Origin of the sequence: Plantactinospora sonchi, from assembly GCF_036422035.1 — a bacterium.
GTDB lineage: Bacteria > Actinomycetota > Actinomycetes > Mycobacteriales > Micromonosporaceae > Plantactinospora > Plantactinospora sonchi.
In genome coordinates, this window is sequence record NZ_JAZGQK010000003.1 from 1 (window position 1) to 26193 (window position 26193).

At 73.0% G+C, this 26193-nt stretch carries 28 protein-coding genes and 1 tRNA gene; 19 read left to right on the top strand and 10 right to left on the bottom strand.

What is annotated here, in order from left to right:
- Window positions 1-410 precede the first annotated feature (410 nt).
- Both V1633_RS03420 and V1633_RS03425 read left to right on the top strand, forming a co-directional pair.
- Window positions 411-1358, top strand: coding sequence for a Ppx/GppA phosphatase family protein (locus V1633_RS03420; protein ID WP_407951965.1), 948 nt, complete (start codon window positions 411-413; stop codon window positions 1356-1358).
- A gap of 345 nt (window positions 1359-1703) precedes the next feature.
- Window positions 1704-2057, top strand: a complete 354-nt coding sequence (locus V1633_RS03425) for a group I truncated hemoglobin (RefSeq protein WP_331212668.1) — start codon at window positions 1704-1706, stop codon at window positions 2055-2057.
- 5 nt (window positions 2058-2062) lie between these two features.
- On the opposite strand, the gene V1633_RS03430 is transcribed toward V1633_RS03425, so the two are convergent.
- Both V1633_RS03430 and V1633_RS03435 read right to left on the bottom strand, forming a co-directional pair.
- Complete coding sequence (locus V1633_RS03430; RefSeq protein ID WP_331212669.1) at window positions 2063-2683, bottom strand: hypothetical protein; 621 nt, start codon at window positions 2681-2683, stop codon at window positions 2063-2065.
- Between the two features lie 55 nt (window positions 2684-2738).
- A complete protein-coding gene (locus tag V1633_RS03435) occupies window positions 2739-3683 on the bottom strand; it encodes an SDR family oxidoreductase (RefSeq protein ID WP_331212670.1) in 945 nt (314 codons plus the stop codon).
- 133 nt (window positions 3684-3816) lie between these two features.
- On the opposite strand from V1633_RS03435, the gene V1633_RS03440 reads away from it, so the two are divergent.
- Complete coding sequence (locus tag V1633_RS03440; protein ID WP_331212671.1) at window positions 3817-4404, top strand: hypothetical protein; 588 nt, start codon at window positions 3817-3819, stop codon at window positions 4402-4404.
- 48 nt (window positions 4405-4452) lie between these two features.
- Here the strand turns inward: V1633_RS03440 and V1633_RS03445 are convergent, their stop codons facing one another.
- The 3 genes from V1633_RS03445 to V1633_RS03455 all read right to left on the bottom strand — a co-directional run bounded on the left by V1633_RS03445 (window position 4453) and on the right by V1633_RS03455 (window position 6710).
- A complete protein-coding gene (locus V1633_RS03445; protein WP_331212672.1) occupies window positions 4453-5553 on the bottom strand; it encodes a DNA glycosylase AlkZ-like family protein in 1101 nt (366 codons plus the stop codon).
- 37 nt (window positions 5554-5590) lie between these two features.
- The gene (locus tag V1633_RS03450; protein ID WP_331212673.1) at window positions 5591-6139 is read right to left on the bottom strand and encodes a hypothetical protein; all 549 of its coding nucleotides are present in this window, start codon (window positions 6137-6139) and stop codon (window positions 5591-5593) included.
- A 139-nt stretch (window positions 6140-6278) separates the two neighbouring features.
- Complete coding sequence (locus V1633_RS03455; RefSeq protein ID WP_331212674.1) at window positions 6279-6710, bottom strand: hypothetical protein; 432 nt, start codon at window positions 6708-6710, stop codon at window positions 6279-6281.
- A 77-nt stretch (window positions 6711-6787) separates the two neighbouring features.
- Here V1633_RS03455 and V1633_RS03460 point away from each other — a divergent pair, with 77 nt between their 5' ends.
- The 10 genes from V1633_RS03460 (at window position 6788) to V1633_RS03505 (ending at window position 15889) form a co-directional block, all read left to right on the top strand.
- On the top strand, window positions 6788-7120 hold the full coding sequence (locus V1633_RS03460; RefSeq protein WP_331212675.1) for a PadR family transcriptional regulator: 333 nt from the start codon (window positions 6788-6790) through the stop codon (window positions 7118-7120).
- Complete coding sequence (locus V1633_RS03465) at window positions 7117-8193, top strand: HAAS signaling domain-containing protein (protein WP_331212676.1); 1077 nt, start codon at window positions 7117-7119, stop codon at window positions 8191-8193. Before V1633_RS03460 ends, V1633_RS03465 begins: the two co-directional genes overlap by 4 nt.
- 209 nt (window positions 8194-8402) lie before the next feature.
- A complete protein-coding gene (locus V1633_RS03470) occupies window positions 8403-9089 on the top strand; it encodes a dienelactone hydrolase family protein (RefSeq protein ID WP_331212677.1) in 687 nt (228 codons plus the stop codon).
- A 19-nt stretch (window positions 9090-9108) separates the two neighbouring features.
- Window positions 9109-9831 carry a uracil-DNA glycosylase gene (locus tag V1633_RS03475; protein WP_331213125.1) on the top strand — a complete coding sequence of 241 codons (723 nt, stop codon included), beginning with the start codon at window positions 9109-9111 and terminating at the stop codon, window positions 9829-9831.
- Window positions 9832-9870: 39 nt separating this feature from the next.
- Window positions 9871-10653 carry a DUF4129 domain-containing protein gene (locus V1633_RS03480; protein ID WP_407951955.1) on the top strand — a complete coding sequence of 261 codons (783 nt, stop codon included), beginning with the start codon at window positions 9871-9873 and terminating at the stop codon, window positions 10651-10653.
- Window positions 10650-11249, top strand: a complete 600-nt coding sequence (locus V1633_RS03485) for a hypothetical protein (protein ID WP_331212678.1) — start codon at window positions 10650-10652, stop codon at window positions 11247-11249. Before V1633_RS03480 ends, V1633_RS03485 begins: the two co-directional genes overlap by 4 nt.
- Complete coding sequence (locus tag V1633_RS03490; RefSeq protein WP_331212679.1) at window positions 11246-12259, top strand: AAA family ATPase; 1014 nt, start codon at window positions 11246-11248, stop codon at window positions 12257-12259. The genes V1633_RS03485 and V1633_RS03490 overlap by 4 nt, the downstream gene beginning before the upstream one ends.
- A gap of 38 nt (window positions 12260-12297) precedes the next feature.
- Window positions 12298-13791, top strand: a complete 1494-nt coding sequence (locus V1633_RS03495) for a DUF58 domain-containing protein (protein ID WP_407951966.1) — start codon at window positions 12298-12300, stop codon at window positions 13789-13791.
- Window positions 13792-13833: 42 nt separating this feature from the next.
- On the top strand, window positions 13834-14385 hold the full coding sequence (locus tag V1633_RS03500) for a hypothetical protein (RefSeq protein WP_407951956.1): 552 nt from the start codon (window positions 13834-13836) through the stop codon (window positions 14383-14385).
- A gap of 163 nt (window positions 14386-14548) precedes the next feature.
- Window positions 14549-15889, top strand: coding sequence for an NAD(P)/FAD-dependent oxidoreductase (locus V1633_RS03505; protein WP_331212681.1), 1341 nt, complete (start codon window positions 14549-14551; stop codon window positions 15887-15889).
- Window positions 15890-16181: 292 nt separating this feature from the next.
- Here V1633_RS03505 and V1633_RS03510 read toward each other — a convergent pair whose 3' ends face one another.
- Window positions 16182-18026: a hypothetical protein gene (locus V1633_RS03510; protein ID WP_331212682.1), complete on the bottom strand. Its 1845-nt coding sequence runs from the start codon at window positions 18024-18026 to the stop codon at window positions 16182-16184.
- A gap of 97 nt (window positions 18027-18123) precedes the next feature.
- Between V1633_RS03510 and V1633_RS03515 the strand changes: the two genes are divergently transcribed.
- The 4 genes from V1633_RS03515 (at window position 18124) to V1633_RS03530 (ending at window position 20509) form a co-directional block, all read left to right on the top strand.
- Window positions 18124-18204, top strand: a tRNA-Leu gene (locus tag V1633_RS03515).
- 148 nt (window positions 18205-18352) lie between these two features.
- Window positions 18353-19162, top strand: coding sequence for a Bax inhibitor-1/YccA family protein (locus V1633_RS03520; protein WP_331212683.1), 810 nt, complete (start codon window positions 18353-18355; stop codon window positions 19160-19162).
- A gap of 134 nt (window positions 19163-19296) precedes the next feature.
- Window positions 19297-20052, top strand: coding sequence for a Bax inhibitor-1/YccA family protein (locus V1633_RS03525; RefSeq protein WP_331212684.1), 756 nt, complete (start codon window positions 19297-19299; stop codon window positions 20050-20052).
- A 154-nt stretch (window positions 20053-20206) separates the two neighbouring features.
- Entirely contained in the window at window positions 20207-20509 is a 303-nt protein-coding gene (locus tag V1633_RS03530) for a hypothetical protein (RefSeq protein WP_331213128.1), read from the top strand.
- Window positions 20510-20572: 63 nt separating this feature from the next.
- Here V1633_RS03530 and V1633_RS03535 read toward each other — a convergent pair whose 3' ends face one another.
- Window positions 20573-21835, bottom strand: a complete 1263-nt coding sequence (locus V1633_RS03535; protein ID WP_331212685.1) for an acetyl-CoA C-acetyltransferase — start codon at window positions 21833-21835, stop codon at window positions 20573-20575.
- Window positions 21836-21850: 15 nt separating this feature from the next.
- Complete coding sequence (locus V1633_RS03540; protein ID WP_331212686.1) at window positions 21851-22477, bottom strand: TetR/AcrR family transcriptional regulator; 627 nt, start codon at window positions 22475-22477, stop codon at window positions 21851-21853.
- Window positions 22478-22570: 93 nt separating this feature from the next.
- Between V1633_RS03540 and V1633_RS03545 the strand changes: the two genes are divergently transcribed.
- Entirely contained in the window at window positions 22571-23245 is a 675-nt protein-coding gene (locus tag V1633_RS03545; RefSeq protein ID WP_331212687.1) for an NAD(P)-dependent oxidoreductase, read from the top strand.
- Between the two features lie 94 nt (window positions 23246-23339).
- Here the strand turns inward: V1633_RS03545 and V1633_RS03550 are convergent, their stop codons facing one another.
- Both V1633_RS03550 and V1633_RS03555 read right to left on the bottom strand, forming a co-directional pair.
- Window positions 23340-24131: an SGNH/GDSL hydrolase family protein gene (locus V1633_RS03550; RefSeq protein ID WP_331213129.1), complete on the bottom strand. Its 792-nt coding sequence runs from the start codon at window positions 24129-24131 to the stop codon at window positions 23340-23342.
- Window positions 24132-24172: 41 nt separating this feature from the next.
- Window positions 24173-25420, bottom strand: a complete 1248-nt coding sequence (locus V1633_RS03555) for an SGNH/GDSL hydrolase family protein (RefSeq protein ID WP_331212688.1) — start codon at window positions 25418-25420, stop codon at window positions 24173-24175.
- Between the two features lie 215 nt (window positions 25421-25635).
- Here V1633_RS03555 and V1633_RS03560 point away from each other — a divergent pair, with 215 nt between their 5' ends.
- Window positions 25636-25992 (top strand): YkvA family protein, encoded by a 357-nt coding sequence (locus V1633_RS03560; RefSeq protein ID WP_331213130.1) that lies wholly within the window; start codon window positions 25636-25638, stop codon window positions 25990-25992.
- Window positions 25993-26193: the final 201 nt, after the last annotated feature.

The following is a 26193-nucleotide window of genomic DNA, read 5'->3' on the forward strand; positions in this document are numbered from 1 at the left end:
ACACGCCGCCGGGCGGGCTTCCGGCAACATCCGGGACAGGGTTCAATGACATCGCGGGCTCTTGACTGGCTTGGGTGTAGGAACCGTTTGCCTATCAAGAGCCCGCGACCATACCCAGCCGCCACGCCGGAACCAACCAGCCTCCTACCACCTCACCGACAACCAGGTTCAGAAACAGGCTCTATAGGAAGGGCCCCTTATTCACGGGTCAGCGTCGCAACCCCTGGCCGTTCCGTCACGGCCGGTAACCGCCGGTACGGGCTCCCGGGTCGGTCGGTAGGCTGGCGATCGTGACGACGGAAACCGTGCCCGGCCGGGTCGCCGCGATCGACTGCGGCACGAACTCGATCCGGCTGCTGGTGGCCGACCTGCCCGACCCGTCGGCTGGGCCGCAGGCCGAACTGGTCGACGTGGTCCGCCGGATGGAGATCGTCCGGCTCGGCCAGGACATCGACCGGACCGGCCGGCTGGCGCCGGAGGCGATCGAGCGGACCCGGGTCGCGCTCGCCGACTACACCGGGCAGATCGCCGAGCTGGGCGCCTCCCGGGTACGGATGTGCGCCACCTCTGCCTCCCGGGACGCGTCGAACGCCGACGAGTTCCGGGCGATGGTGCTGGCGACCCTCGGCGTCGAGCCGGAGGTGGTGACCGGCGACGAGGAGGCCCGGCTCTCCTTCACCGGCGCGGTACGCGGCCTCGGCGCCGACGTGCCGGCACCGTACCTGGTGGTCGACATTGGTGGGGGTTCGACGGAGTTTGTCGTCGGTGGCCGCCCGGCCGAGGCTGCTCCGGCGGCGGGCGGTGCGTCGGTGGCCGGCGTCGACCCGGCGGCGGGCGGTGCGTCGGCAGTGGCCGGCGTCGACGAGGCGGCGGCTGGGGCGTTGGCGGTGGCCGCCGCGCTGTCGGTCGACATCGGCTGCGTCCGGATGACCGAGCGGCACCTGTCCGCCGATCCGCCGACCGCCGCGCAGATCGCCGCAGCCGAGGCCGACATCACCGAGGTCGTCGACCGGGCACTCTCGGTGGTGCCAGGGCGGGAGGCGGCCACCCTGATCGGGCTGGCCGGCTCGGTGACCACCGTCGCCGGGATCGCGCTCGGCCTGCCGGAATACCGCTCCGACCGCATCCACCACGCCCGGATCTCGTACGACGACGTGGCGAAGGTGACCACCGACCTGCTGGCCCGCTCGGCCGCCGAGCGGCTGACCATTCCGGTGATGCATCCCGGTCGGGCCGACGTGATCGCGGCGGGTGCCCTGGTGCTGAAGGTGATCATGGAGCGGGCCGGGATGGACTCGATGATCGCCTCCGAGCGCGACATCCTCGACGGGATCGCCTGGTCCCTGCAGACGCCCTGACGCCGGAGCCGACGCGGGCGCTGGCCCGTGAGGTGGCCGCACCGGGACGCGAACTGCTTCGCGGACCCCATCGTCCGGTCCCGTATCGACCGGCCGGCTGGCCCGGTGAGTGCCAGGGCCGGCCTGCGCGGGGGTGATCCGGCGGTCGACGCGGCGGCGACCGAGCGGCGGGACCGCACACCTCACGGTTGTCGTCGCCGCGATGTGAGTGATTGATAGCCTTCCCGTTGCTGAGCGCCAATGATCGTGCAACGCACCGGGCCTAGCGTCCGCTGTATCGTCACGCTCTGGGCGAATACCCCGGATATGTCGACCATCGTCTGTCCAGAAAGGCCACCCCCCCACATGAGCATCTACGATTCCATCGGCGGAGCACCGGCCGTCCAGGCCGCGGTCGACGACTTCTACGTACGGGTGCTCGGCGACCCGCAGCTGGCGCCGTACTTCGTCGGTGTGGACATTCAGCGGTTGAAGGCGCACCAGCGGTCCTTCATCGCGGCCGCGATCGGCGGATCGGAGCTCTACGCCGGGCGGGACATGGCCGCCGCGCACGCCGACCTGAAGATCCGGGACGAGGACTTCGACGCGGTGGTCGGGCATCTGGTCGCCACGCTCTCCGGGCTCGGTGTGCCGGAGGAGACGATCGGCCAGATCGGCGCCGCGCTCTCGCCGCTGCGCGGCGACGTCGTCACCGCCTGAGCCGGTCAGGTCGGCCCGGCGAGCACGGCGAAGGTGGCCCGGGCCTGCGCGACCAGCCGTGCCCAGTCCTGGCCGTGGGTGTACGCGGCGGCGTGCAGCGCGTCGACGGCGGCGACCAGTGGATCCTCCCGTACGGCGGCGCGCAGCGCGGACAACGCCAGCGCCTGCTGCGAGAAGTTCGGGGTGCCGTCGGATGTGGTGACCACCGTCCTGGGCACGTGCGGATCGGTGGACACGTGACGCCATGCTCGCATGGTGTCGCCCAGCGGCGGCGGTGGCGGCTCGCCACGGTCCATCGCCGCCAGTGCGGCGGCCACCACGCCGAAGGCGTCCAACCCGGCCAGCCCGCAGGCTTGGCGGGCCGCCCAGCGGGCGATGTCCCGCTGCTGCTCCGGAGTGGACGCGTCCAACGCGTCGATCAGGTCCCGGTCGAGCCGGGCCAGCGCCCGGGCGTTCGCCGGCAGGCTGCAAATCCGCTCCGACGGGATCCGGCCACCCCAGCGCCGGGCCTCGGCCCGCTGCCGGGCCGCCCGGGCTTCGGCCTCCGTCCGCGCCGCCTCGGCCGCGATCTCCGCGGGTCTCGGCTGCCACGGGTGTGCCGGCGCGGCGTCGTCGGGGGGCGGCACGCCGTTGTCGTCCGGGGCCGGCGGCGCCGAACGCCCGGCAGAGACGGGCCGGTGCTCAGGATTCGGGATAGCGTACGCCGGTGAGCTGCTCGGACACCGCCCAGAGCCGGGCGGTGTCCGCCTCGTCCGGCAGGCTGGCGGGAAACTTCGCCGGAGCGGGCCCGCCGCCGAGTTCGGCGAATCCGGCCGGGCCGTAGTAGCCGCCGCCCTCGGCGTCCGGGCTGGTGACGGCGTACAGGGCGGGCAGGATGCCGGTCTCGACCTGCTGCCACACCGGTGCGAGGTACGCCAGTCGGTTCCGCAGCGCGGTGATCCGGACCCGACGCCCGCCGTGGGTGGCGCCGGTGACGGTGAGGTTGGTGATGGTCGCGCCCGGGTGGGCGGCGTTGCTGCGGATGTCCCAGCCGGCCGCCGTACCGCGTCGGTGGAGTTCTCGGGCGAAGACCAGCATGGCGAGTTTCGAGCGCCCGTACGCCAGCCACGGCCGGTAGCGTCGTTCGCTCTGCAGGTTGCCGAAGTCGAGCCGGCCGAGCCGACTGGTGAGGCTGCTCATCGACACCACCCGGGCGCCGCCGGCGGCCCGCAGCAGCGGTAGCAGGTGGCCGGTCAGCGCGAAGTGGCCGAGGTAGTTGGTGCCGAACTGGAGTTCGAAGCCGTCCTCGGTCAACTCCCGCCTCGGCGGGGTCATCACCCCGGCGTTGTTGACCAGGATGTCGACCGGTCGGCCGTCCGCGACCAGTGCGGCACCGAGCGCGGTGACGCTGGCCAGCGACGACAGGTCCAGCTGCCGGAGGCTGAGCCGGGCGGACGGCAGTTCCGCGCGGATTCCCGCGATCGCGGCGGCGCCCTTCTCCGGGTTGCGTACCGCGAGGACCACCTCGGCGCCGGCTCGGGCCAGCCGTCCGGTGAGCCCGAGGCCGAGGCCGCTGTTCGCGCCGGTGACGACGGCGAGCCTGCCGGTCAGGTCCGGTACGTCGATGTCCGCCATGCTCCGTGTCATGGATCACATTCTGCGCCCTGGCGGCCCTGTCTCGTCCGCCGACTCGGGCATGGCTCCGGGGCGTCGGCGGCCGAACCCGGTCGCCGTCCACGATGGACGATTACGGTCGGCGGGCCCGGGGTATCTGACCGGGGTGACCGAGCAGAGCGGCGGTGGATCAGGCCCGGGTGGTGAGGTGACACCGCCGGGCGGCGAGCCGCGCCAGGACGGCGGCACGCCACAGGGCGGCGTGACGTCGCCGGGTGGTGGTCAGACGTCGGTACGACGTACCCGTCGCAGGCTTGCCCTGGTCGCGGGCATCGCCGCGATCGTCGCCCTGGTCATCGGGCTGGGTCTCACCGTGTTCGGGAACGACCGGGAGATCCGGATGGAAGTCACCTCGGAGGCGGGAGCGGTTGCCGGGATCAGCTGGCGCGGTCCGGACGACAGTGCGGACTCGGACGACAGCGTCGATCCGGGGGACGACACCGGCCGGGACGGCGGGAGTGGCGCGGCAGGTGACCTCGGTGACCCGTACGACCAGGGCGGAATCAGGACGCCGTGGAGCGAGACGGTCGAGCTGTCGACCCGGACCGGCGCCCTGGTGCTGGACGCCCGGGCACTGCCGGGGCATCCGGTGACCTGCCGGCTGATCGTCGGCGATCAGGTGGTCGCCGAGCAGACCGGGACCGTCGGCGTCACCTGCACGGTCACCGTCGAGCACGCCTTCCCGGACGCCTGACCGACCCGCGCCGCTCCACGCCCGCGCCCTCGCGTCGCCGGTTGGCGTTCAGGTTGTCAAAGCCAGGGGCAGGCCGAGCCAGTACGCCAGGTCCTCGATCTCGCGCCGTACCTCTGCGGTCATCGCCCTGGTGAACGGAACGTCCTGGTGGATCGCGTCCACCCGGAACACCCCGGCTGCGCGGTCGGCGGTCGCGTCGAGCTTTCCGACGAGTCGGTCGCCGTAGAGGATCGGCATCGCCCAGTAGCCCCAGCGTCGCGCGGCGGCCGGCTTGTACATCTCCAGTTGGTAGTCGTACTCGAACAGCTCGGCCATCCGTTTCCGGTCGAAGACCAGCCGGTCCAACGGGGACAGCAGCGCGGCGCGGCCGGTGAACGGACGATCCAGCAGCTCGGGGTCGACCCGCCACTGCCCCCGTACGCCCTCGACCACGGCGGGTTCGCCCACGGTCCGTACGTCGTCCGGCTCGCCCGGGCTCTGCGTGGCGCGGGCCCGCGCGATGCCGAGCGCCCGGAGCCGGCGCTCCGCACGGATCCGCAACGCCTCCTCGTACGGCACGACCTCGTCCGGATAGATCCGCTCGGCAAGATCCCACAGTCGGTCGGTTCCGCGCCTGCCGGCGGCCGCGACCTCGCCCCGCTGGACGAGGAAGTCGATCATCTTCGTGAGGTTGCGGTCATTGGTCCACCCGGAGGACCGCCACGGGACAACGCAGGTGTCCGGCAGCTCCCGCGTGGCCAGTGGCCCGTCGGAGCGGAGCCGGGCCAGGATGTCCCGCCGGCAGCCGTTGTTGGCCTCCACCCAGTCGCGCAGGCCCTCCTGCCAGTCACGTAACGGCGGACGACCAGGCCACTCGGCCATCTCCGCCCGGTACAGCGCCAGATCCTCCGGCGGGCGGACGAAGCCGCGCAGCTCCAGCAGGGTCTGCTCGTCGAGGGCGTCGCGCAGCTGTGTCGGTGGGTACGCGGAGCCGAGGCGGCTCCACAGCACCAGATCGGCGCTGCGCGCCACGGCCGAGGTCGGATCGTTCTGCAGCAGGGTCAACCGGCGTACGACGTCGAACATCCCGTCCGGGCGGTCGGCGTCCAGCAGTTGGGCGCGTACGGCGAGTCGACGCGCGTCGGTGCGGGACAGCCTGTGCACGGTCACCGACCGAGACTAGGCACCAGGTGCGACAACAGCAGGTTCAGCGGGCGCGGGTCGCCCTGGTCGCGGTGGCCTTCTTGGCGGCGGTCGCCTTCCGGGCCGGTGCCTTGACCGCCTTCTTCCGGGCGGATGCCTGCGCCGTCCGCTTCCGGGCGGGCGCCTTGGTCGCGGTGGCCTTTCGGGCGGGCGCCTTGGTCGCGGTGGCCTTCCGGGCGGGCGCCTTGGCGGCCGTCGTCGTGCTCGCCGGGCTCTGTGCCCTCAGGTTGCGGGCCCGGGTCGGGGCGGCCTTCTTCGCCACCGGGACTCGTTTCGCTCCCGCGGTCCGTTTCGAGGGCGCTGTCCGCTTGGCGGGGGTGCGGGCGGCGGCGGATTTTGTCGCCTTCTTCGGCGCGCCCTTGGCGACGGTCGCCCCGGTGGCCCGCTTGGTGGCGGTGGCGACCTTCTTCGCCCTGGCCGCCGCCTTCGTCGGAGCCTTCTTCGCGCCGGTGGCCTTCCGGGCGGCGGCGGGTCTGGTGGCGGTCCGGGTCTGACCGCCGCGACCGGTACCACGGCCGGTACCTCCGCTCCGGCCGGAGATGAGTCTGCCCATCGCTGCTCCTCCCGTTCCGTCTGTCGGCGGCTGTCTCCCCCCGACCAGGACGGCTAAACGGCTTTCCCGCCGGTTGCGCCCGGCGCGCCGCCCGAGCGGAGTTCCGTCGGTGTCGCCCGGTACGCCTCCGGAGCGGCGTTCAGCCGGTCAGGTGCAGGTCGGCGCGGTACTGCTCGCGGGGCGCCCGCTCGTCCCGGGACCACCACCAGGCATAGCTGAGCTGTCCGGGGCGGGGCAGGTCGAGCACGATCCGGGCCAGCAGCGGTCCCTCGTACGCGGTGAACCGGCCGGGGGCCTGCTGGGTGAACCGGACCACGCCGGGCAGTTCGAGGCTGGCGACGTGCAGTTCGAGTCGGCCGTCCCCGCCGAGCAGCAGGATGCTGTGTTCGACGTGCCGTAGCCCGTCCCGGTCGTTGGTCGCCTCGTAGTCCAGAATGGCGGCACGCCCGTCCAGCGCGGAGGTCACCACCATCCGGGCCAGGAAGGGGCCGCTCTCCGGGCCGTCGCCGCGCCCCCGGTAGACCCCGGTGGTGCGGAGCAGGCGGTGCAGGACTTCGGTCTCGGCGGGCACGGCGACACGGTAACCCGGGTGCGCCACGGTAGTGCAGCGTTGACGGTACTACGCATTGAACAGTAGTATCCGTGGTCATGGACACGACCCAGTTGCTCAAAGGCGTGCTGGATCTCGCGGTCCTGGCCGTGCTGAAGGACGAGGACGGCTACGGCTACGACATCATGCGTCGGTTGCGCACCGCCGGTCTCGAGGAGATCGGCGACGCCTCCGTCTACGGCACCCTCCGCCGACTCTTCCAGGCTGGCCTGCTCACCACCTACGTCGTGCCCAGCGAGTCGGGACCGCACCGCAAGTACTACTCGCTCAACGCGGCTGGCCGCGACCAGCTCACCCGCTCCGGCAAGGTGTGGCGGTCGTTCGCCGGCACGATGGACCGGCTGCTCGACGACAAGGGGTTGGCAGCGTGACGCACCTGACCGAGCAGGAGATCGCCCGGTATGTCGACCGGGTCAGGGCGGCCCTGTCCGACCTGCCCCCGGCGACCCGGGACGAACTCCTCGAAGACCTGCCCGAGCATCTCGCCGAGGTCGCCGCCGAGGCCGGGACCGCAGCGGGAGTGGGCGGCGCCGCCGGATCACTGGTCGACCGGCTCGGCCCGCCCGAGGCGTACGCGCGGGAACTGCGGGCCGCCGCCGGTGTCGCCCCGCCGGCCGCCACGGTCAACCTCGACCAACGGGTCGGCGCCGTCGTGCGCAAGGGCCGCGCCCGACTGCGCGCGGTCGACCTCAAGCTCGGCCCGGTGATCGGGTACGAGCGGCTCAGCGACTATCTCCGGCTGCTCCGTCCGGCCTGGTGGGTGCTGCGCGGCTACCTGGCCGCCATGCTGATCGCGTTCGTGGCCGGCGGGTCGTACGGGCTGCTGCCCCGACTCGGTGGCAGCAACCTGGCCGCACTGCTGCTGCTCGCCGCCACCGTCACCGGTTCGATCTGGCTCGGCCGCCGGACCGCCCGAATGACCGGCCGGTCGAAGCTGATGCTGAACCTCGGTACGGGGGCGCTGGTCCTCTTCGGCCTCGCCGGTTTCCTCAACGCCGGCATCAACGGCCCGGTCGTCGAGTACCAGCCGGTCTACACCGACGAGTACTCCGGCATCCGGGACGTGTACGTCTACGACAGCGAGGGACGCCTGCTGGAGGGCGTACGGCTCTTCGACCAGAACGGCCAGCCGATCCGGCTCGGCGAGCCGTGGTGTGCCGAGGCCCAGCAGCGGCTGCAGGCAGGCGACGACCCCTACTACAACGATCCGGCGCAGCAGCCGTACCCGTACTGCCCGGAGGGGGCACCGTTCCGGCTGCACCCGACGAGTCCGCCGGCTCCGGCCGGTCCCGTCGCCACCCCGAGCGGCACTGTCGGCCCGACACCGGGCGACGGCGGAGCTCCGACACCAAGCGACGGTGGAGCTCCGACGCCGAGCGAGGATGCCGGCCCGACGACGGGTGAGGATGCCGACCCGGAGGTCGCCCCGACCCCGACCACCTGATCGGTCAGGCCCTTCCGCAGAGGGCGGATGTCGAAGTGGCGTACACCAACGCAACAGGAGGTGTACGCCACTTCGACATTTCCGTCCGTCGGACCGGTCCGGCGTGGCCGGCTACCCGGACACCCGACACGCGAAGACCACCACCACCGTCTTCGGTCGGAAAAACTGTGCGACCAGCCAACGATGACTGACCGACAGGAGGGCCACCGATGGGTGAGATGGTGAGTTACCGCAGTAACGGGGGAACCAGCGAGGGTTACCTCGCGCTGCCCGAGGCCGGTACGACCGGCCCGGCGGTCATCGTCATCCAGGAGTGGTGGGGACTGGTGCCGCACATCACCTCGGTCGCCGACCGGTTCGCCACCGCCGGCTTCGTCGCCCTCGCTCCCGACCTCTACCACGGCGAGTCCACCACGGAGCCGGACCACGCCGGCAAGCTCATCATGGGGCTGGCCATGGACCAGGCCGCCCGGGACATCGCCGGCGCCGCCGACTACCTGGCGGAACGGCCGGAGGTGACCGGCAAGGTCGGCTCGGTCGGCTTCTGCGCCGGCGGCAGCCTGGCGCTCTGGTCGGCGACGCTCTCCGAGCGGATCGTCGCCACGGTCGGCTTCTACCCCGTGCTGCCCTGGGAGCGGATGCGGCCGGAGTGGACGGACTACGCCGGCAAGGCGGCACTGATCCACTGCTCCGAGGAGGACGGCACGTCGGCCGCCGAGGGCGTGCAGGCCGCCCGCCGGGCGATCGAGGCGGCCGGCGGCGAGTGCGCCCTGCACGACTACCCGGGCACCCCGCACGCGTTCTTCAACGACGACCGCCCCGAGGTCTTCGACCAGCCGGCGGCGGCCAGCTCCTGGGCCCGTACCCTCGACTTCTTCCGGAACCGGCTTGCCTGAACCGCGTACCGCCGACCAGGTGGCCGCCCGCGCGCCGCGGGCGGCCGACCTGTCCGAGCTGGACGCGGCCGTCGCCGACTGTTTCGCCTGCCCCCGCCTGGTCGCCTGGCGGGAGGAGGTGGCCGAGGTGCGCCGGGCAGCCTTCCGCGACCAGGTGTACTGGGGGCGCCCGGTGCCGGGGTTCGGTCCCGCCGACGCCCGGATCGCCATCCTCGGCCTGGCGCCGGCCGCGCACGGCGGCAACCGGACCGGCCGGATCTTCACCGGGGACCGCTCCGGTGACGTGCTCTTCGCCGCGCTGCACCGGGCCGGGCTGGCCAACCAGCCGACCAGCGTCGCCGCCGACGACGGGCTCGAACTGCGGCACACCCGGATCGCCGCCGCCGTCCGTTGCGCGCCGCCGGACAACAAGCCCACCCCGGCCGAGCGGGACACCTGCGCGCCCTGGCTGCATCGTGAGATCGAACTGATCAGACCCACTCTGCGGGTCGTGGTCACGCTCGGCGCGTTCGCCTGGGCCGCGTGGTGGCCGACCCTGCGCCAGGTGTACGGCGTCCGCCCGCCCACCCCGCGACCAGTCTTCGGCCATGGGGCACACTGGTCGTGCGACGCCGTTCCACAGGTTCTCGGCTGTTACCACGTCAGCCAGCAGAACACCTTTACCGGGCGGCTCACACCGACGATGCTGGACGAGGTGTTCGCCCGGGCCAGGAGCCTGGCCGGGTTGGACGAGCTGCACTGACTGCACAGGCTTGCACTGACTGCACAGGGGGCGGTGTTGATGACCGACGGGCACTCCGGTCGTGCCCGTCCCGGCGACCGCCCACCCCGCGCCGGCCAGACAGTCGCGCTGCTGCGTGTGCTCTGGCCGCCGGCGGCGGTCGTCGGGCTGCTGGCGCTGGCCGCGTTCGCCGCCGGCCACTCGTCGATCGGGTTCCGGCGGGTCGAACCGCCGGCCGACGTCATGCCGACCCTGCGGCAGCCCGCGGCGCCGACCGAGTTGCCGGCCACCCCGCAGCCCGGTGAGCCCGGCGGCGGTTACCTGCCCGCCTGGCTCCAGACGGCCGGCCTGGTGTTCTGCGGCCTCGTGGCGGCGGCGCTGGTCGGCGCGCTGCTCTGGGCGCTCGTCCGGGACCTGCTGCGCCGTCGGCGCACCGCCCGGCCCGGCCGGGCCAAACCGCGACGTTCCGCCGCCCAGACCACGGAGGAGGTCGTCGCCGCGCTCGACGCCGGTCTGGTCGACCTCTCCGACGGTGACACCGACCCACGCCGGGCGGTGATCGCCTGCTGGGTACGACTCGAACAGGCCGCCGCCGCGGCCGGGGTCGAGCGGCGGCCCGGCGACACCCCGACCGACCTGGTGACCCGGCTGCTCCGGGGCGGCCGACCGGTCAGTGCCGACGTACTCGGCGCGTTCGCCGAGGTCTACCGGGCTGCGCGGTACGCCACGCACACCGTCGACGAGCGGATGCGTGGCCAGGCCCGGTCCGCCCTGCAACGGCTGCGCGCCGAACTCACCGCCCCGCAGGAGGCGGCCACCGGAACGGGCGGTGGGCACGGATGACCGGGTCCAGCACCAGCATCGACGACCTGCTCCGGCACGAGGAGGAGCCGGCGGCGGCCGACCCTGGTCGACGGAGGCCGGGCATGGTCGGCAGGTGGTTGCGCAGCGCACTCGTCGCCGCGGCACTCGCCATCGCCGTGCTGGCCGCGTTGCGGATGGTCGGGGTCGCGCTCTCCCCGGCCGCGGTCTTCGCCGGCTTCCTGGCCCTGTTGCTGCTGCGTCAGGTCACCACCGGGCTCGCCCCGGTCCCGCCGTCCCCGGTCCGGATCAGCCGGAGCGGGACGGGCGGCGAGGAGGACGGCAGTTACAACTGGTCCGCCCGGGACGCGCTGAGCGCCTCGATGAGCCGCTGGGAGAACAAACTCGCCTGGTCACAGGGGGAGTCGGAACGGTTCGCCCGGTCGGTCGTACCCCAGCTCGGCGACCTCGCCGACGAGCTGCTGCGCCGGCGGCACGGGCTGACCCGGGCCACCGACCCGGACCGCGCCCGGGCCCTGCTGGGCGAGAAGCTGTGGGATCTTCTTGAAACGCCGCCCCGACGCACCCCGTCGCCGCGCGACCTCGCGGCGATCGTCGCCCAATTGGAGAAGTTATGAAGGAAGCCCAGCCGGTCACCATCGCCGACGTCGGGCGGCTGGCCCAGAGCGTGCTGGACCAGGTCGGCACGGTGGTGGTGGGTAAGCGGGAGCCCCTCGGGCTGGTGCTGGCCGGCGTCCTGGCCGGCGGGCACGTGCTGCTGGAGGACCTGCCCGGGCTCGGCAAGACGCTGACCGCCCGCTCGTTCGCACAGGCGCTCGGCCTCGACTTCCGTCGACTGCAGTTCACCCCGGACCTGCTGCCCGCCGACGTCACCGGTTCGTTCCTGTACGACCAGCGCACCGCCGACTTCAGCTTCCGGGCCGGACCGGTCTTCACCAACCTGCTGCTCGCCGACGAGATCAACCGGACGCCGCCGAAGACCCAGGCCGCGTTGCTGGAGGCGATGCAGGAGAAGCAGGTCTCGGTGGAGGGGGTCACCTACCGGCTCGACCCGCCGTTCCACGTCATCGCCACCGCCAACCCGATCGAGTACGAGGGGACGTACCCGCTGCCGGAGGCCCAGCTCGACCGGTTCCTGCTCCGGGTCTCGTTCGGCTACCCGAGTCACGAGGAGGAGTGGGACGTCCTGCGCCGCCGGATGGCCCGCCGCCAGGAGGAGGCGGAACTGAAGGCGGTGGTCGACGCCGGCACGCTCCGGGCGATGCAGGCCGCCCTGGAGGACGTGGTGGTCGAGGACTCGATCGGCCACTACATCGTCGCGCTGACCGCGGCCACCCGGGAACACGCCTCCGTCCTGGTCGGCGCCTCGCCCCGGGGCTCACTGGCGTTGCTGCTGCTGGCCCGGGCGATCGCCGCCTTCGCCGGCCGGGACTACGTGATCCCGGAGGACGTCAAGGCGGTCGCGGTGCCGGTCCTGGCACACCGGATCACGCTGCGGCCGGAGATGTGGCTGCGCCGGGTCGACCCCGCGTTCGTGGTCAACGAGGTGCTGGAGACCACGCCCGCCCCGGCCAGCGGTGCCCTGCCCAGCTACGCGGCCGGCCCGGCCGGCATGCTGTCCCCGTGACCTCCGCCGAACCGTCCAGCCCGGCGGGAGAGCCGTTCGTGCGCCCGGCGGTACCCGAGCAGCGTCGGCCCCCGGCGGTCCGGGTGGAACAGCCGGCCGGGCCGGAGTGGACGCCCACCCGGGCGCTCGGCCGGGGGGTGCTGCTCACCGGTCTGCTGCTCGTCGCCGGCGCCCTGTTCGGCCGGGTCGACCTGGTGGTCCTGGCCGTGCCGTTCGCGCTCGGCACCGCGTACGCGCTGCGGCGTCGGCCGACCCAGCTGCCGGAGATCACCCTGAGCGCCGACGACACCAACCTGGTGGAGGGGGGCGCGCTGGCCGGCGCGATCACCGTGACCAACCGGGACGAGATCGGCTACGACCTGGTGATGGCCCGCACGGTGGTGTCGCGCTGGCTGCGGGTCGACCGGGTCAACTTCGCCCCGGAGGCACCCTCGGCGGCCCCCGGGACGCCGGATCCGGCGGGTCGTCCCGGCCAGGCCACCGGAGGCCCGGCCGCCGGTGACCGGGCGGGTGCCGGGAGTTCCGGCGGTCGGCGGGACGCGACCGACCGGCCGTACGGATTCACCGTGCCGGCCGGCACCGTCGTCGACCTGGGCCTGGACGGCGAGTCCCTACGCTGGGGACGGCATCCGCTCGGGCCGGCGGCGATCCGGGCCGCCGCCTGCGACGGGTTGCTGATCAGCCGGCCCGTGGTCAGTGAGCCGCGCACCGTCTCGGTCTACCCGGTCACCGAGCCGTTCGACGCCGACGAGGCGATGCCCCGGGCCGCCGGCCTGGTCGGCGGGCACCGGTCCCGGCGGCCGGGAGAGGGCGGTGAGCTGGCCGGGGTACGGATCTTCGGCCCGGGCGACCGGCTGCGCCGGATCGACTGGCGGGTCTCGCTGCGGGCCCGGCAACTGCACGTCGCCGCGATGCTGTCGGACCGGGACGCCGAGGTGGTGCTGCTGCTCGACGTACTCGCCGAGGCGGGGCGTTCGGGCGGGATCAAGGGCAGCACCTCGGTACTCGACACCTGCGTCCGGGCCGCCGCCGCGGTCGCCGAGCACTACCTGCACCGGGGGGACCGGGTCTCACTGCTGGAGTACGGGCCGAGCGCCCGCCGGCTGCGTCCGGCCACCGGCCGTCGCCAGTACCTGACCGTGCTCGAGTGGCTGCTCGACGTCCAGGTCTCCGACGCGCCGTACGAGCCCTACGAGCAGGTCTTCGGCCCGCACCTGCTCTCCTCCAACGCGCTGGTGGTGGTGCTCACCCCGTTGGTCGATCCCCGGTCGGCGGCGATGCTGGCCCGGCTGGCCCGGTCCGGACGGTTCGTGGTGGCGGTCGACACACTGCCGACCTCGGTCACGCCGCCGTCCCGGGGGCAGTGGAGCGAGGTGGCGTACCGGCTGTGGCGGCTGGAGCGGGACAACACCATCGGTCAGCTCCGCGAGCACGGGGTGCCGGTGGTCGCCTGGGCCGGTGCCGGCAGTCTGGACCTGGTGCTGCGGGACGTGGCCCGGCTGGCCTCCGCGCCCCGGCCCGCGCTGCGGTGAACCGACGGTGGGGCGGAGCGTGACGGTGAACGGAGGCGCGCGGTGGTGAGCCGGATCAGGGCGTTCTACGCGGCCATCGGCCGGGTGACGCTCACCCCGCTGCTGGTACGCGGCGGTGTGCTGCTCTGCGCGCTGCTGGCGCTGCTGTTGGCGTACCCGGCCCAGATGGTCGACAGCCGGGCGGTCGGCCTGCTGGCGGTGCTGGCGGCGTTCCCCGCGGTCGCGCCGAACCGGGCCTGGCCGACCGTGGTGATCCTGGCGGCGGTGGCCGGCTGGACGGTGGCCACCGGCTGGTACGACCAGCGGATCGAGCTGTGGCGGCTGCTCGGGCTGGCCACCTTCCTCTACCTGACCCACAGTCTGGCGGCGCTGGCCGCCCTGCTGTCGTACGACGCGGTGGTGGCACCGGAGGTGCTGACCCGGTGGATCACCCGGGCGCTCGGGGTGACGCTCGCCTCGGCGGTGCTCGCGGTGCCGTTGCTCGCCCTCGACGGGCAGCTGGGTGACCGCAGTCTGGTCGCCGCGCTGATCGGCGGCCTCGCGGTCGCGGTGCTGGCTGCCGCGTTGCTCGGCTGGCTGCTCCGCCGCCGCTGACCTCCGGGCGCCGGCCCGCTGCACCTCCGGGCGCGGGGCCGCCCGGGGGAGGGCGATTTGATCAAGCTTCTCCGATGGGCGTAATGCGCGTCACCTGTTGTCGTCAGTCACAGAAGGCCCTATCTGCCCGGCAGACGCCACCTGGTGGGGGAAAGATAGAGGCGTGAATAGGCAGCGGATCCTTGTGGTGGGTGCCGGTCACGTCGGGCTGTACGCGGCCCTGCGTCTGTCGAAGAAGCTCCGGTCGTGGGAGGCCGAGGTCATCGTCGTCGACCCGCAGCCACACATGACCTACCAGCCCTTCCTGCCCGAGGCGGCGGCCGGCAACATCTCCCCCCGGCACTCCGTGGTGCCGCTGCGACGGGAGCTGCGGCGGTGCACTGTCGTCGCTGGGTCGGTGACCCGGATCGAGCACGCCCGCAAGACCGCCACCGTGCAGCCGATCATCGGCCCGCCCCGGGAGATCCGGTACGACCACGTCATCGTCGCGCCCGGCTCGGTCTCCCGGACGCTGCCGATCCCCGGGCTCAAGGAGCACGGCATCGGCTTCAAGACCATCGGCGAGGCGATCTACCTGCGCAACCACGTGCTGGACCGGCTCGACGTGGCCGCCGCCACCACCGACCCGGAGACCCGGCGCTGTGCGCTGACCTTCGTCTTCGTCGGCGGCGGGTACGCCGGCATCGAGGCGCTCGCCGAGATGGAGGACATGGCGCGGGACGCGCTGAAGTACTACCCGGAGCTCAAGCCCGACGACATGCGCTGGGTGCTGGTGGAGGCCACCCTGCGGGTGCTGCCCGAGGTGGACCGGGACATGGGCGCGTACACCGTCGCCCAGCTGCTCAAGCGGAAGATGGACATCCGGCTGGACACCCGACTGGAGTCCTGCGTCGACGGCCTGGTCCGGCTCTCCGACGGGGACAGCTTCCGGGCCGACACGATCGTCTGGACCGCCGGCGTGAAGCCCTCGCCGATGCTCGACCGGACCGACCTGCCCCGGGACGACCGGCGGCGGGTGACCTGTCTGCCGACCCTCCAGGTGGTCGAGGACGGCAGGGTCGTGGAGGGCGCCTGGAGCGCCGGCGACTGTGCCTCGGTGCCGGACCTGACCAAGCCGCCCGGCAACTACTGCTCGCCGAGTGCCCAGCACGCGGTACGGCAGGCGTCCCGGATGGCCGACAACATCCGGGCGGTGATCCGGGGCCGGACGCCGGTCGACTACAAGCACAAGCACGCCGGCAGCGTGGCCAGCCTCGGCCTGCACAAGGGTGTCGCGCAGGTCTACGGGATCAAGCTCAAGGGCTTCCCGGCCTGGGTGATGCACCGGACGTACCACATGAGCCGGATCCCGTCGTTCAACCGCAAGGTCCGGGTGGTGGTCGACTGGACCCTTGCCTTCTTCCTCCGCCGCGAGGTTGTCGCGCTGGGTCAGTTGCACGACCCGCGCGAGGAGTTCGTCGAGGCGAGTTCGGTGGCGCCGCCGGCCCGGACGACGGTCCGCTAGCGGGACCGTCCCGGTCCCTGAGCGGGGCGGTTGATCCTGTGCTGGGTGGGGCTGGGGGCCGGGTGCCCCGCTCTGGGCGGTCAGGCTTGGTCCCGTCGCGGGTCACCCGGCCCCCAGCCGATCCGCTTCCGGGTGGTCAGGCTTGATTTCGTCGCGGGTCACCCGGCCCCCAGCCGATCCGCTTCCGGGTGGTCAGGCTTGATTTCGTCGCGGGTCACCCGGGCCGGAGCCGATCCGCTTCCGGGTGGTCGGGCTTGATCCCGTCGGCCCGGCCCGGCCCGGGCCGGGCGGGTCAGCCGACCCGCCAGGTCCAGACGTCGACGGCCCGGGTCGCCGGCCCGAGCAGGCTCTCCAGGGTCGTCCGGAGGCTGTCCGCGTGCGGGGCGTCGTCGCCGAGCACCACGCAGGAGGCGTTCCAGAACCGGATGTCCTGCTGCGCCTGCTGGCGTTCGGCGTCGCCGACCGCCGGCACCGCGCCGGTCTTCGCCACCTCGGTCAACAGCTGCGAGGTCGGCTGCTTGTAGGTGCCCATCGACGCCTTGCCCCCGGCCGCGTACGGGCCGATGAAAAAGCCCTCCGGCAGCGCGAACGAGGCATCGGCGGCGACCGCCCAGCGCATCGGCCAGGGTTCCTGGGGCGTCGCCAGCGGCACCGGGACGAGCACCCCGCCCGGTTCGACACAGTCCCGCCAGTGCCCGGCGGTGAAGAACTGCGGCACCTCCGGTCGGGTGGAGACCGGCAGCGGGGTCGGGAAGATCGGCAGCAGGGCGATCACCGCCGACACCGGGAGCAGGATCCGGACCGACCGCTGCTCGGCGGCGAGCGCCCGGTCGACCGCGAGGGCCAGCACCGTGGCGATCAACGGAAGCAGGGCCAGGGCGAACCGCATCGGCAGCGCCCCGTCCACCACCGGTATGCCGAGCAGCAGCGCGTACGGGCCGCTGATCTCGGTGGCCTCCCGGTGGACCACGATGGTCGGGCCGAGTGACAGGGCCACCATGGCGAGCCCGGTGACCGCGGCGGCGATGACAACCGGTCGCCGGATCAGCCAGACCGTGGCGCCGACCGCGGCGACCAGCAGCGGCCAGCCGAGGAAGGTGTTGTACTCGGCGGGTCCGGTGGTCAGCTGGGCGGCCTGGTCGGAGCCGGCGAGCGACAGCGGTGAGATGGCCGGCCAGCTCGCCAGGTCGGCGGAGAAGTAGTACGGGCTGAACATCCCGTTCGGTACGCTCTGCGGCCCGGCGAACTGGAACCAGAGCGGGTACGCCAGCAGCACCCCGGCGACCACGACGGCGAGCGCCATGCCGGCGAGGAACCCGGGCAGTACCCGCCGGGCCAGCGCCGGGTTGGCGGCGGCGTACACCAGGCTCAGGATCACCATGGCGACGGCGGTCAGGAAGAGCACTTCCTCACCGATGAAGACCTGCACCGAGACGGCGACGGCGAGTCCCACCGCCGATGTCACCACCCCTCGCCGGTCGACGCCGGGCTGCTCGGGGCGGGCCTGCGGATCGGCGGCCCGGACCAGCCGGACGACCAGCCAGATCAGCACCGGGACCAGCCACTGCGCGGTCATGTGCAGGTGGCTGTTGGTCTGGGAGAGCATGCCCGGCCCGAAGCCGCAGAGCCCGGCGGCCAGCGCGGCGGCGAGCCGGCGTACCCGCAGCGTCCGGGTGAAGAGCAGGTACCAGGCGGCGGCGGTGCCGGCCAGGTTGAGGGCGGCCAGCAGGGCGAAGGTGACCGGTGCGCCGAAGGCGAGGGTGACCGGGGCGAAGAGCACACCGAGCGCGATGACCGTGGTGTTGGCCATCATGTTGACCCCGTCGGGGGCGTTCAGCCGGTCGCTCAGCAGGCTGAAGTCGCCGTGCAGGACGCGGGCGTCGGCGGCCAGGAACCACTCGTAGAGGGCCTGGTCCTCGGGGTTCAGGGCGAGCACCCGGGCACTCGGAGTCGGCCACATCCCCTGGGTGAGCCAGGCGGCGAGCACCACGAACAGCAGGAGAATGCCGAGGTCGGCGCGGTGGCGTCGGAGTTTCCCGACCCAGCGTTCCCCGCGGACGCGGGACTGCCCGGAGTCGGTGTCGGTCGTGGCCGGGCCGGATTCGGCGCCCTGCGCCGCATGGGCTGTGCTGGTCACGACGATGACCCTAGTGCCGATCCGGCAACGGGGTGCGCCCGGTGGGTGTCGATTCGCTACCGTGGCAGGCACCGGGGCGATCGCTCCGGTGCACCCTGCCCGGGTGGTGGAACGGCAGACACGGCCGCCTTAAAAGCGGCTGCCGCAAGGCGTGCGGGTTCGAGCCCCGCCCCGGGCACCTTCCACCGTCCGACGGCCGCCGTGAGCGGCACCGACCTCAACTTCGTGCGTGCCGAGTGACGTGGATCTCCACAACATCGTCACCGACCATTACCCTGGAAAGGGCACGCCTCATCGTGCACCGACCTTCCAGGAGGCTTGACAAAGTGAAGACGTCCAACCCGGTGCTGGCCCGACTCGGCCAGGCGGCCGAGCGGGAGCGGGCCGCCGGGTACGCCCCGGCCGGCGCATACGGGCAGCCGTACCCGACCGCGGCGGGCTATCCGGCCGCGCCGCCCACCGTACAGCCAATGTCCATCGACGACGTCGTCGTCAAGACCGTGACCCTGCTCGGTATCACCGGGCTCTCCGCCGCGGCCGCCTGGGTGCTGGTGCCGGACGCGCTTGTCGGAGCGGCCTGGATCGGTGCCGCGATCGTCGGCCTCGTGCTCGGCCTGGTGATCTCGTTCATGCGGGTGGCGAACCCTGCCCTCGTGATCACCTACGCCGTCGTCGAGGGCGTTTTCGTCGGCATGGTCAGCAAGTTCTTCAACGACATCATGGGCTACGAGGGCATCGTCCTGCAGGCCGTGATCGCGACCTTCGGAATCTTCTTCCTGATGGCCGGGCTCTACAAGCTCAAGGTCATCCGGGCGACGCCGAAGTTCGTCCGCGGCATGATCGCGGCGATGGTCGGGGTCTTCGCGGTCATGCTGGTCAACTTCGTGCTCGCGTTGACCACCGACATCGACACCGGGATCCGCAGCGGCGGAAAGCTGGCGATCGTCTTCAGCCTGGTCTGCATCGTGATCGCCTCGCTCAGCTTCGTCCTCAGCTTCCACGAGGTCGAGGAGGGGGTCCGGATGGGCCTTCCGCAGCGCTACTCGTGGACCGCCGCGTTCGGCATCCTGGTCAGCCTGATCTGGCTCTACGTCGAGATCCTGCGCTTGCTGAGCTACTTCCAGGGTGACGACTGACCGCAGCCCGTGCGGCTGTGCCGCCCGACGTACGTCTCGACGCCCGTCCCCGGACCCGGGGGCGGGCGTCGCCCGTTCTGGCGCCAGCTGATCAGAGTGGCTATTCCGATATATCCCTTTTGTTAGTCTGGGGCGTGCAGAGTTCGAATCCGGTGCTCACCCGGCTGGACGACACCGTCCGGGTGCAGCGCCAGGTACTCGGCACCGACGTCGGCCGGACGATGACCGTCGACGACGTGGTGCTCCGCACCGCCGTCCTGCTGGTGCTGACCGGGTTCGTCGGCGCGGTCTCCTGGACCCTGGTCCCGGCCGGCTGGGCCGGGCTGGCGGCCCTCGGCTCCGCGCTCGCCGGGTTGGTGCTGGCCCTGGTGATCTCGATCCGGCGGATCACCAACCCGGCCGTGATCATCGCGTACGCCGTCCTGCAGGGTGTGCTGCTCGGCGTCGCCAGTCGTGGCTTCGAGGCGGTCTACCCCGGCATCGTGGTGCAGGCGGTGGTCGGCACCTTCGGCGTCTTCCTCGGCATGGCGCTGCTCTACGGCCTGCGGGTACTCCGGGCCACGCCACGGTTCACCCGGCTGGTCGTCGGCGCGCTGATCGGCGTGGTGGTGCTGAGCCTGGTCAACCTGGTGGTCTACCTGACCGCCGGTCGCCAGGCGCTGGAGGTCTACAGCACCACCAGCATGGTCGGCTGGTTGCCGTACGTCTTCGCGCTGGTCTGCATCACCGTCGGGGCGTTGACCTTCATCCTCGACTTCGCCCTGGTCGAGCGGAGTGTGCGCGCCGGCCTGCCGACCCGGTACGCGTGGTACTGCGCCTTCGGCCTGCTGGTCGGCCTGATCTTCCTCTACTGGCAGATCCTCCGGCTGATCAGCTACGTACGGCGCTGACCGCCTGGTCAGCGCCGTAGACTCAGCCGCGATGACCTCCGCCGAGCCCGACCGACCGGCCGCCGTGCCGGACCCGCAGCACGTCGCCGCACCGGACCCGTACCTCGATCCGTCGACCGGGCGGGACGTGCGACCGCAACCGGCGGTCGAGCCGGTGGACCGGCAGGTCGACCTGCTGGTCAACCAGATCGGCCACTGGACGGCACCGCGCTGGGCGGCGCCGGGCGGCTCCGGGGAGCGCCGGTCGGATCTCCTGCACCGGCTGGTCCAGCGCCTCGCCGACCTGGCGGCGGACGCGGAGGGGCAGCCACGGCGGGCGGTACCCCGGCTCGACAACGACCTGGCCCTGCCGGACCAGCTCCGGGTGGTGGCGGCGGACCTGGTTCTCGCCGACCCGCCGCCGCCGGTACTGGCCGAGGCGGCCACGGCGCTGGCCGCGACCCGGCAGGCCCTCTGACCGCCCGCCGCCACCGGTCCCGGTAAGGGCCGACGGCGCGGTGCCGGACGACGTCGGCGCCGGTCAGCCGAGCCGTTCGAGGACCATCGCCATGCCCTGGCCGCCACCGACACACATGGTCTCCAGCCCGACCGTCCGGTCGTGCCACGCCAGGGCGTTGAGCAGCGTCCCGGTGATCCGGGCCCCGGTCATGCCGAACGGGTGTCCGACCGCGATCGCGCCGCCCATCACGTTGAGCTTCTCCAGCGGGATGTCCAACTGCCGGTACGACGGGATCACCTGCGCCGCGAACGCCTCGTTGATCTCGACCAGGTCGACGTCGTCGATGGTCATGCCCGCGCGGCGGAGTGCCTGCCGGGACGCCTCCACCGGACCGAGGCCCATGATCTCCGGCGACAGCGCGGTGACCCCGGTGGAGACGATCCGGGCCAGCGGGGTGATGCCGAGCTCCTCGGCCCGCTGGGCACTCATCACCACGACCGCCGCCGCGCCGTCGTTGAGCGGGCAGCAGTTGCCGGCGGTGATCCGGCCGTCCGGACGGAACACCGGCTTGAGTCCGGCCACGGCCTCCAGCGTCACCCCGGCCCGGGGGCCGTCGTCGGTGCTGACCACCGTGCCGTCCGGAGTGGTCACCGGGGTGATCTCCCGGGCCCAGAAGCCGGCGGCGATCGCCTGCTCCGCGAGGTTCTGGCTGCGTACGCCGAACTCGTCCATCTCGGCCCGGCTGACGTCGTGGACCTGGGCCAGGTTCTCCGCGGTCTGCCCCATCGCCAGGTAGATGTCCGGCAACTCGCCGTCGAGTCGCGGATCGTGCCAGGTGGGGGCGCCGCCCTCGGCGCGGGTGGCGGACCGGGCCCGGGCCGCGCCGAACCGGGGGTTCTGCCAGCCACCGCCGACCAGCGCCTGCGCCTCCGGCGGCAGGCCGTCGGAGTTGCCCCGGGCGTACCGGGAGACGCACTCCACCCCGGCGGAGACGAAGACGTCCCCCTCACCGGCCCGGATCGCGTGGAACGCCATCCGGGTGGTCTGCAGTGAGGAGGCGCAGTAGCGGGTGAGGGTGGCGCCGGGCACGGTGTCCAGCCCGAGCAGGGTGGCCACCACCCGGGCCTGGTTGAAGCCCTGCTCACCGCCGGGCAGGCCACAGCCGAGGTAGAGGTCGTCGATCTCGGTCGGGTCGAGCTGCGGCACCTTGTCGAGGGCGGCCCGGACGATGGTGGCGGCGAGGTCGTCGGGGCGTACCTCCCGGAGGGAGCCCTTGTGGGCCCGGCCGATCGGGGAGCGGGCGGTGGCGACGATGACTGCTTCGCGGGGGGACGCGGTCGACATGAACCAACGTTAACCTCAGCTGCCGTGACCGTCACCGCGGGGCGGGGTGAACCCCCGCACGACCGCGTCGGCCAGCCCCTCGGCGAACCGGTCCGGATCGTGGCCGATCCCGGCCGGGGTCATGAAGGTGAGCAGGAAGGCCCGGTGGAAGCAGGCGCCGACGAAGAGGTTCGCCACCGCGACCGGGTCGCTGTCCGGGCTGAGCCGGCCCAGGCGCTGCTCGGCCCGGAGGTACGCGGCGAACTGCTCGGGGGCGCGGTGTGGACCCCCGCCGGCACGCTCGAACGCGGTGCGTTGCCGTTCGAGGAGGGCGGGTTCGGCGAACAGACCCATGGCGAGCGGTCCGGCCTCCTGGAAGTTCCGGAGCATCTGGTGGACGAGGTCGACCAGTTGGGCCCGTAGGCAGCCGGCGCCGGCCTGCTCGGGAAGCCGGATCAGCATGTCGACGAACGGGCGGAGCGCGATCCACATCACCGCCAGGACGAGGTCCTCCTTGCCCGAGAAGTGTTTGTAGAGGGTGGCCTCGGAGTAGCCGGCGACTCGGGCGATCTCCTTGGTCGTGGTGTGCGCCAGGCCGCGCTCCTGGATGACCGCGCCGGCCGCGGCCAGGATCCGTTCCCGGGTGGTCTCGCCGCGCCCCATCGCCGCACACCTCTTTCGATACCGATCGCTTGACAGGTGCTGAACGGTTACTACTCTAGGGGTGAGTGAGCACTCACCCACTGGGGGAGCGACATGCGGATGACGATCTTCGCGGCGAGCGGAGGGATCGGTCGGCACCTGCTGGCCCAGGCCGTCGCCGCCGGACACGACGTGACAGCCGTGGTACGCGACCCGGCGCGGCTGCCGGCCGCACACGGCGCGCAGCGGGTGGTCACCGCCGACCTGGGCGCACCCGACCCGGCGGTGCTGGCCGACGCGGTGGCCGGAAGCGACGCCGTCCTCTCCGGCCTCGGCCCGCGAACGAGGGCCGAAGCCGGAGTGACCTCGCGTGGCACCCGGGCGATCGTGGCCGCGATGCGAGCCGGCGAGGTACGCCGGATCGTCGTGGTGACCGCGGCGCCGGTCTCGACCGAGCCGTCGCCGGGCCGGCCCCGTCCGCCCCGGCGCGACCCCGGCGAGGGCTTTGTCATGCGGAACGTGCTGACCCCGGCCGCCAGGGCGGTGCAGCGTCGGCACTACGCCGACCTCGCGGTGACCGAGGACGTGCTCTGCCAGCGTGGGCTGGACTGGACGGTCGTCCGACCGCCCCGGCTCACCGACCGGCCGCTGACCGGAACCTACCGGACGGCGTACGGACGGAACCTGCGTCGCGGGAGCGTGGTGCCCCGCGCCGACGTCGCCCACTACATGCTCCGGGCCCTCACCGAGCCGGACTCGATCCGGCAGGCCGTCGGCATCGCCACCTGACGCGACAGCTTGAGGTGCACCGGGCCGTCCGAGCCCCGGTCCCGGCACCCCGGGGGGTGTGCCGGTGGACGGGGTGCCACCGCCGGGCCCGGGCCTACCGTTGGCGGGTGCCGGCGGCGGCCCGGGCCACGGCCGGCAGCAGGGCGTGCGCCCAGACCCGGTACCCGTCGGCCGACGGGTGGTAGCCGTCGTGGCACAACGTGCCCGGATCGGCCCGGAACACCGCCCCGGTCTCGGCGGCGAGGTCCACCACCGTGCCGCCCGCCTCGACCACCGCGACCGCCTGGGCCCGCGCGGTACGACGGCCGAACCAGCCGGCGAGCTGGCGCAACGGCGGCGCGATGGCCCGGACCGCCCCGAGGTCGGGACAGGTGCCGACCACGACCCGGACCCGGGCCGCGCGCAGCCGTCGTACCGCCTCGCCGAGGTGGGCCGCGGCCTCGCCCGGACGGCGCAGCGAGGTCGCGTCGTTGGCGCCGACGAGGATCACCGCCACGTCCGGACGTTCACCCAGCAACGCCCGCGCCACCTGGGTGGCCAGGTCGGTGGAGCGCGAGCCGGAGACACCGACGCTGGAGAGCCACACCTGCCGCTCCGGGCCGCCGTTCGGCGCCGCGCCCTCGGAGACCAGCCGGGCCAGTTGACCGCCGACGGTGTCCTCGGCCCGTTCCACCCCGACGCCGAGCGCCGCCGAGTCGCCGAGCAGCACCAGGCGCAGCGGTGGCGCGTCGGTGCGGCCGACCCTGGACCGCAGGGCCAGGCCGAGTTCCGGCTGGGCGTACTGCCGGGTGCGGGCCAGGAACGCCTCGCCGACCAGCAGCGCGAGGCCGCCGGCCGTACCCGCGAGCAGGGTGGCCGCGGCGCTGCGGACGATCCGGCTGGTCATCGTCGGCCCGGTCGGCGCCGGCCCGGTCATTCCTCGTCCCGTCATGCCGGTTCCTCTACTGTGGACGTCGTTGCGGCGTCCCGCGCGGTCGATCCGTCCCACGGTGATGTCCCGTTCAACGTTGCCGTCCCGTCCTGGAACGGCGTACGGTCCGGCGCCGGTGTCGTCGTCGATTCCGCCGCCGTCCCCAGTGGTGCCGTTCCCGTCGTCGCTTCCCGCGCCACCGTAACCGTCGTCGGGTCCGGTGTCGCCGATTCCGCCGTCGGACCGGCCACCGTCGCAGCGGTTCGCGGGTGGCCGAACCAGTGTCCCCGGCGACGCAGCTGCGCCCACCGCCCGCCGGGGCCGTGGTCGCGACCGCCGACCCGGACCCCGCGCACCTCGGTGCCGGCGTGCCGGGCCGCCTCGTGGGCCGCCTCTGGGAGAGACCGTACGCCTTGATCGCCGACCAGCGCCGCCCGCCGCTCCGGTCCGGCGCTGAACGCCGCCAGTACGGTCGGCAGCATCGCCGCGGCGGCGATCGCGTAGCCCTCGGCGGACGGGTGGAAGTGGTCCCAGGCGAACATCCGGGTGGGTTCGGCGGCGAACCTGGGCCCGAGCAGGTCCCCCAGGGAAACGGTCCAGCCACCCGCCTCGACCACCGCGACGGTCTGCGCGGTGGCGAGCTGCCGGCTCCACCGGCGGGCCAACCAGCGCAGCGGCGGCTTGATCGGTTGGATCGCGCCGAGGTCCGGGCAGGTCCCGACCACCACCTCCGCGCCGGCGGCCCGCAGCCGGTGGACCGCGTCGACGAGGTACCGGACGGCCACCGCGGGCGGCGTCCGGTTCGTCACGTCGTTGCCGCCGATCAGGATGACCGCCAGGTCGGGATCGCGCTCCAGCGCGGCGTCGACCTGCGGGCGCAGCCCGGCCGAGAGGGAGCCGACAACGGCGTACCGGTACAGCCGGACCGGCCGGCGCAGTCGGCGGGACGTGCCGGTGGCGAGCAGCGCGCCGGGAGTCTCCCGGGGGCGGTGGACCCCGTAGCCGGCGGCGGACGAGTCGCCCAGGACCACCATCGTGATCGGCTCGCCGGGGAACTTGGCGCCGTAGACCCCGTCCCCGCGCGGCGGAGGTGCCTCGGCCATCGGGATCACCCGGCGGGCCTGCCGGGCCTGCGCGACCAGCAGGCCGGTCGTCGCGGCGGTGCCCACCGCGGTCAGCCCCACCCCGACCGCCGTCGCCGTGGCCACCTGCCGGGCCAGCCGCCACGGCGACCGTTTCGTCTGCACTGATCCGGCCGGACTCATCAAGGCCCCCCGACTGTCACGCCGTACCCCCGCGACCTTCGAGACTATCTCGGTTACCCGCTCCGGCGCTGTCGGCGTTACGCCTCTCACCGGGTCAGACGTGCCTCTCGTGAAGATCATCCGGCCCGGCCGCCCACCGGGTGGCCGGATCTCACACCGAGCGACCTGTTGCGGACGGATGCATCATGAATCCAGGCGACGAGAAGGGCACCGACATGGCGAAGACACTCAGGCGCACGGCCGCCTTCAAGGCACTGTTCCACGCGCTGTCCGCCGGTTCCCGGGGCGGACCGTCGCTGGGCCGTCGGCTCGGGGCGCTGCCCCGGATGATCCGGGCCACCCTGCGCGGCGAGTACGACGGCGGCCTGCGGCTGGCGATGATGACCGCCGCCGCCGCGTACGTGGTGTCGCCGATCGACGCCATGCCCGAACTCATGATGCTGCTCTTCGGCCTCGCCGACGACGCGCTGATGGTGACCTGGCTCGCCGGGTCGGTGCTGGCCGAGACCGAGCGCTTCCTCGAATGGGAGGCGCACCGGGCCAACGTGGTCCCCGGCCACGTGGTGGGCTGACGGCACGTAGGCTGGTGTCGGCGGCACCCCACCGGCACGCACGCCGGGGCCGCCGCCGCCAGCCGCACGGTCGGCAGCCATGCCCCGCCGCGGCGACAGCCAGACCCGCCACACAACCAGCCAACAGCCACAGATCGTCGCCCGATCGCGCACGCCACCCGCACCGACCGTGCCCCGGCCTGTGCGGTCCGGCGGGCGAGC

Coding starts and splice junctions, on each gene's coding strand:
- V1633_RS03470 (WP_331212677.1), top strand. CDS start 8,403: ATGGGTGAGATGGTGAGTTACCGCAGTAACGGGGGAACCAGCGAGGGT.
- V1633_RS03545 (WP_331212687.1), top strand. CDS start 22,571: ATGCGGATGACGATCTTCGCGGCGAGCGGAGGGATCGGTCGGCACCTG.
- V1633_RS03485 (WP_331212678.1), top strand. CDS start 10,650: ATGACCGGGTCCAGCACCAGCATCGACGACCTGCTCCGGCACGAGGAG.
- V1633_RS03540 (WP_331212686.1), bottom strand. CDS start 22,477: ATGGGGCGCGGCGAGACCACCCGGGAACGGATCCTGGCCGCGGCCGGC.
- V1633_RS03550 (WP_331213129.1), bottom strand. CDS start 24,131: ATGACCAGCCGGATCGTCCGCAGCGCCGCGGCCACCCTGCTCGCGGGT.
- V1633_RS03450 (WP_331212673.1), bottom strand. CDS start 6,139: ATGGGCAGACTCATCTCCGGCCGGAGCGGAGGTACCGGCCGTGGTACC.
- V1633_RS03555 (WP_331212688.1), bottom strand. CDS start 25,420: ATGAGTCCGGCCGGATCAGTGCAGACGAAACGGTCGCCGTGGCGGCTG.
- V1633_RS03490 (WP_331212679.1), top strand. CDS start 11,246: ATGAAGGAAGCCCAGCCGGTCACCATCGCCGACGTCGGGCGGCTGGCC.
- V1633_RS03480 (WP_407951955.1), top strand. CDS start 9,871: ATGACCGACGGGCACTCCGGTCGTGCCCGTCCCGGCGACCGCCCACCC.
- V1633_RS03425 (WP_331212668.1), top strand. CDS start 1,704: ATGAGCATCTACGATTCCATCGGCGGAGCACCGGCCGTCCAGGCCGCG.
- V1633_RS03535 (WP_331212685.1), bottom strand. CDS start 21,835: ATGTCGACCGCGTCCCCCCGCGAAGCAGTCATCGTCGCCACCGCCCGC.
- V1633_RS03435 (WP_331212670.1), bottom strand. CDS start 3,683: ATGACACGGAGCATGGCGGACATCGACGTACCGGACCTGACCGGCAGG.
- V1633_RS03560 (WP_331213130.1), top strand. CDS start 25,636: ATGGCGAAGACACTCAGGCGCACGGCCGCCTTCAAGGCACTGTTCCAC.
- V1633_RS03460 (WP_331212675.1), top strand. CDS start 6,788: ATGGACACGACCCAGTTGCTCAAAGGCGTGCTGGATCTCGCGGTCCTG.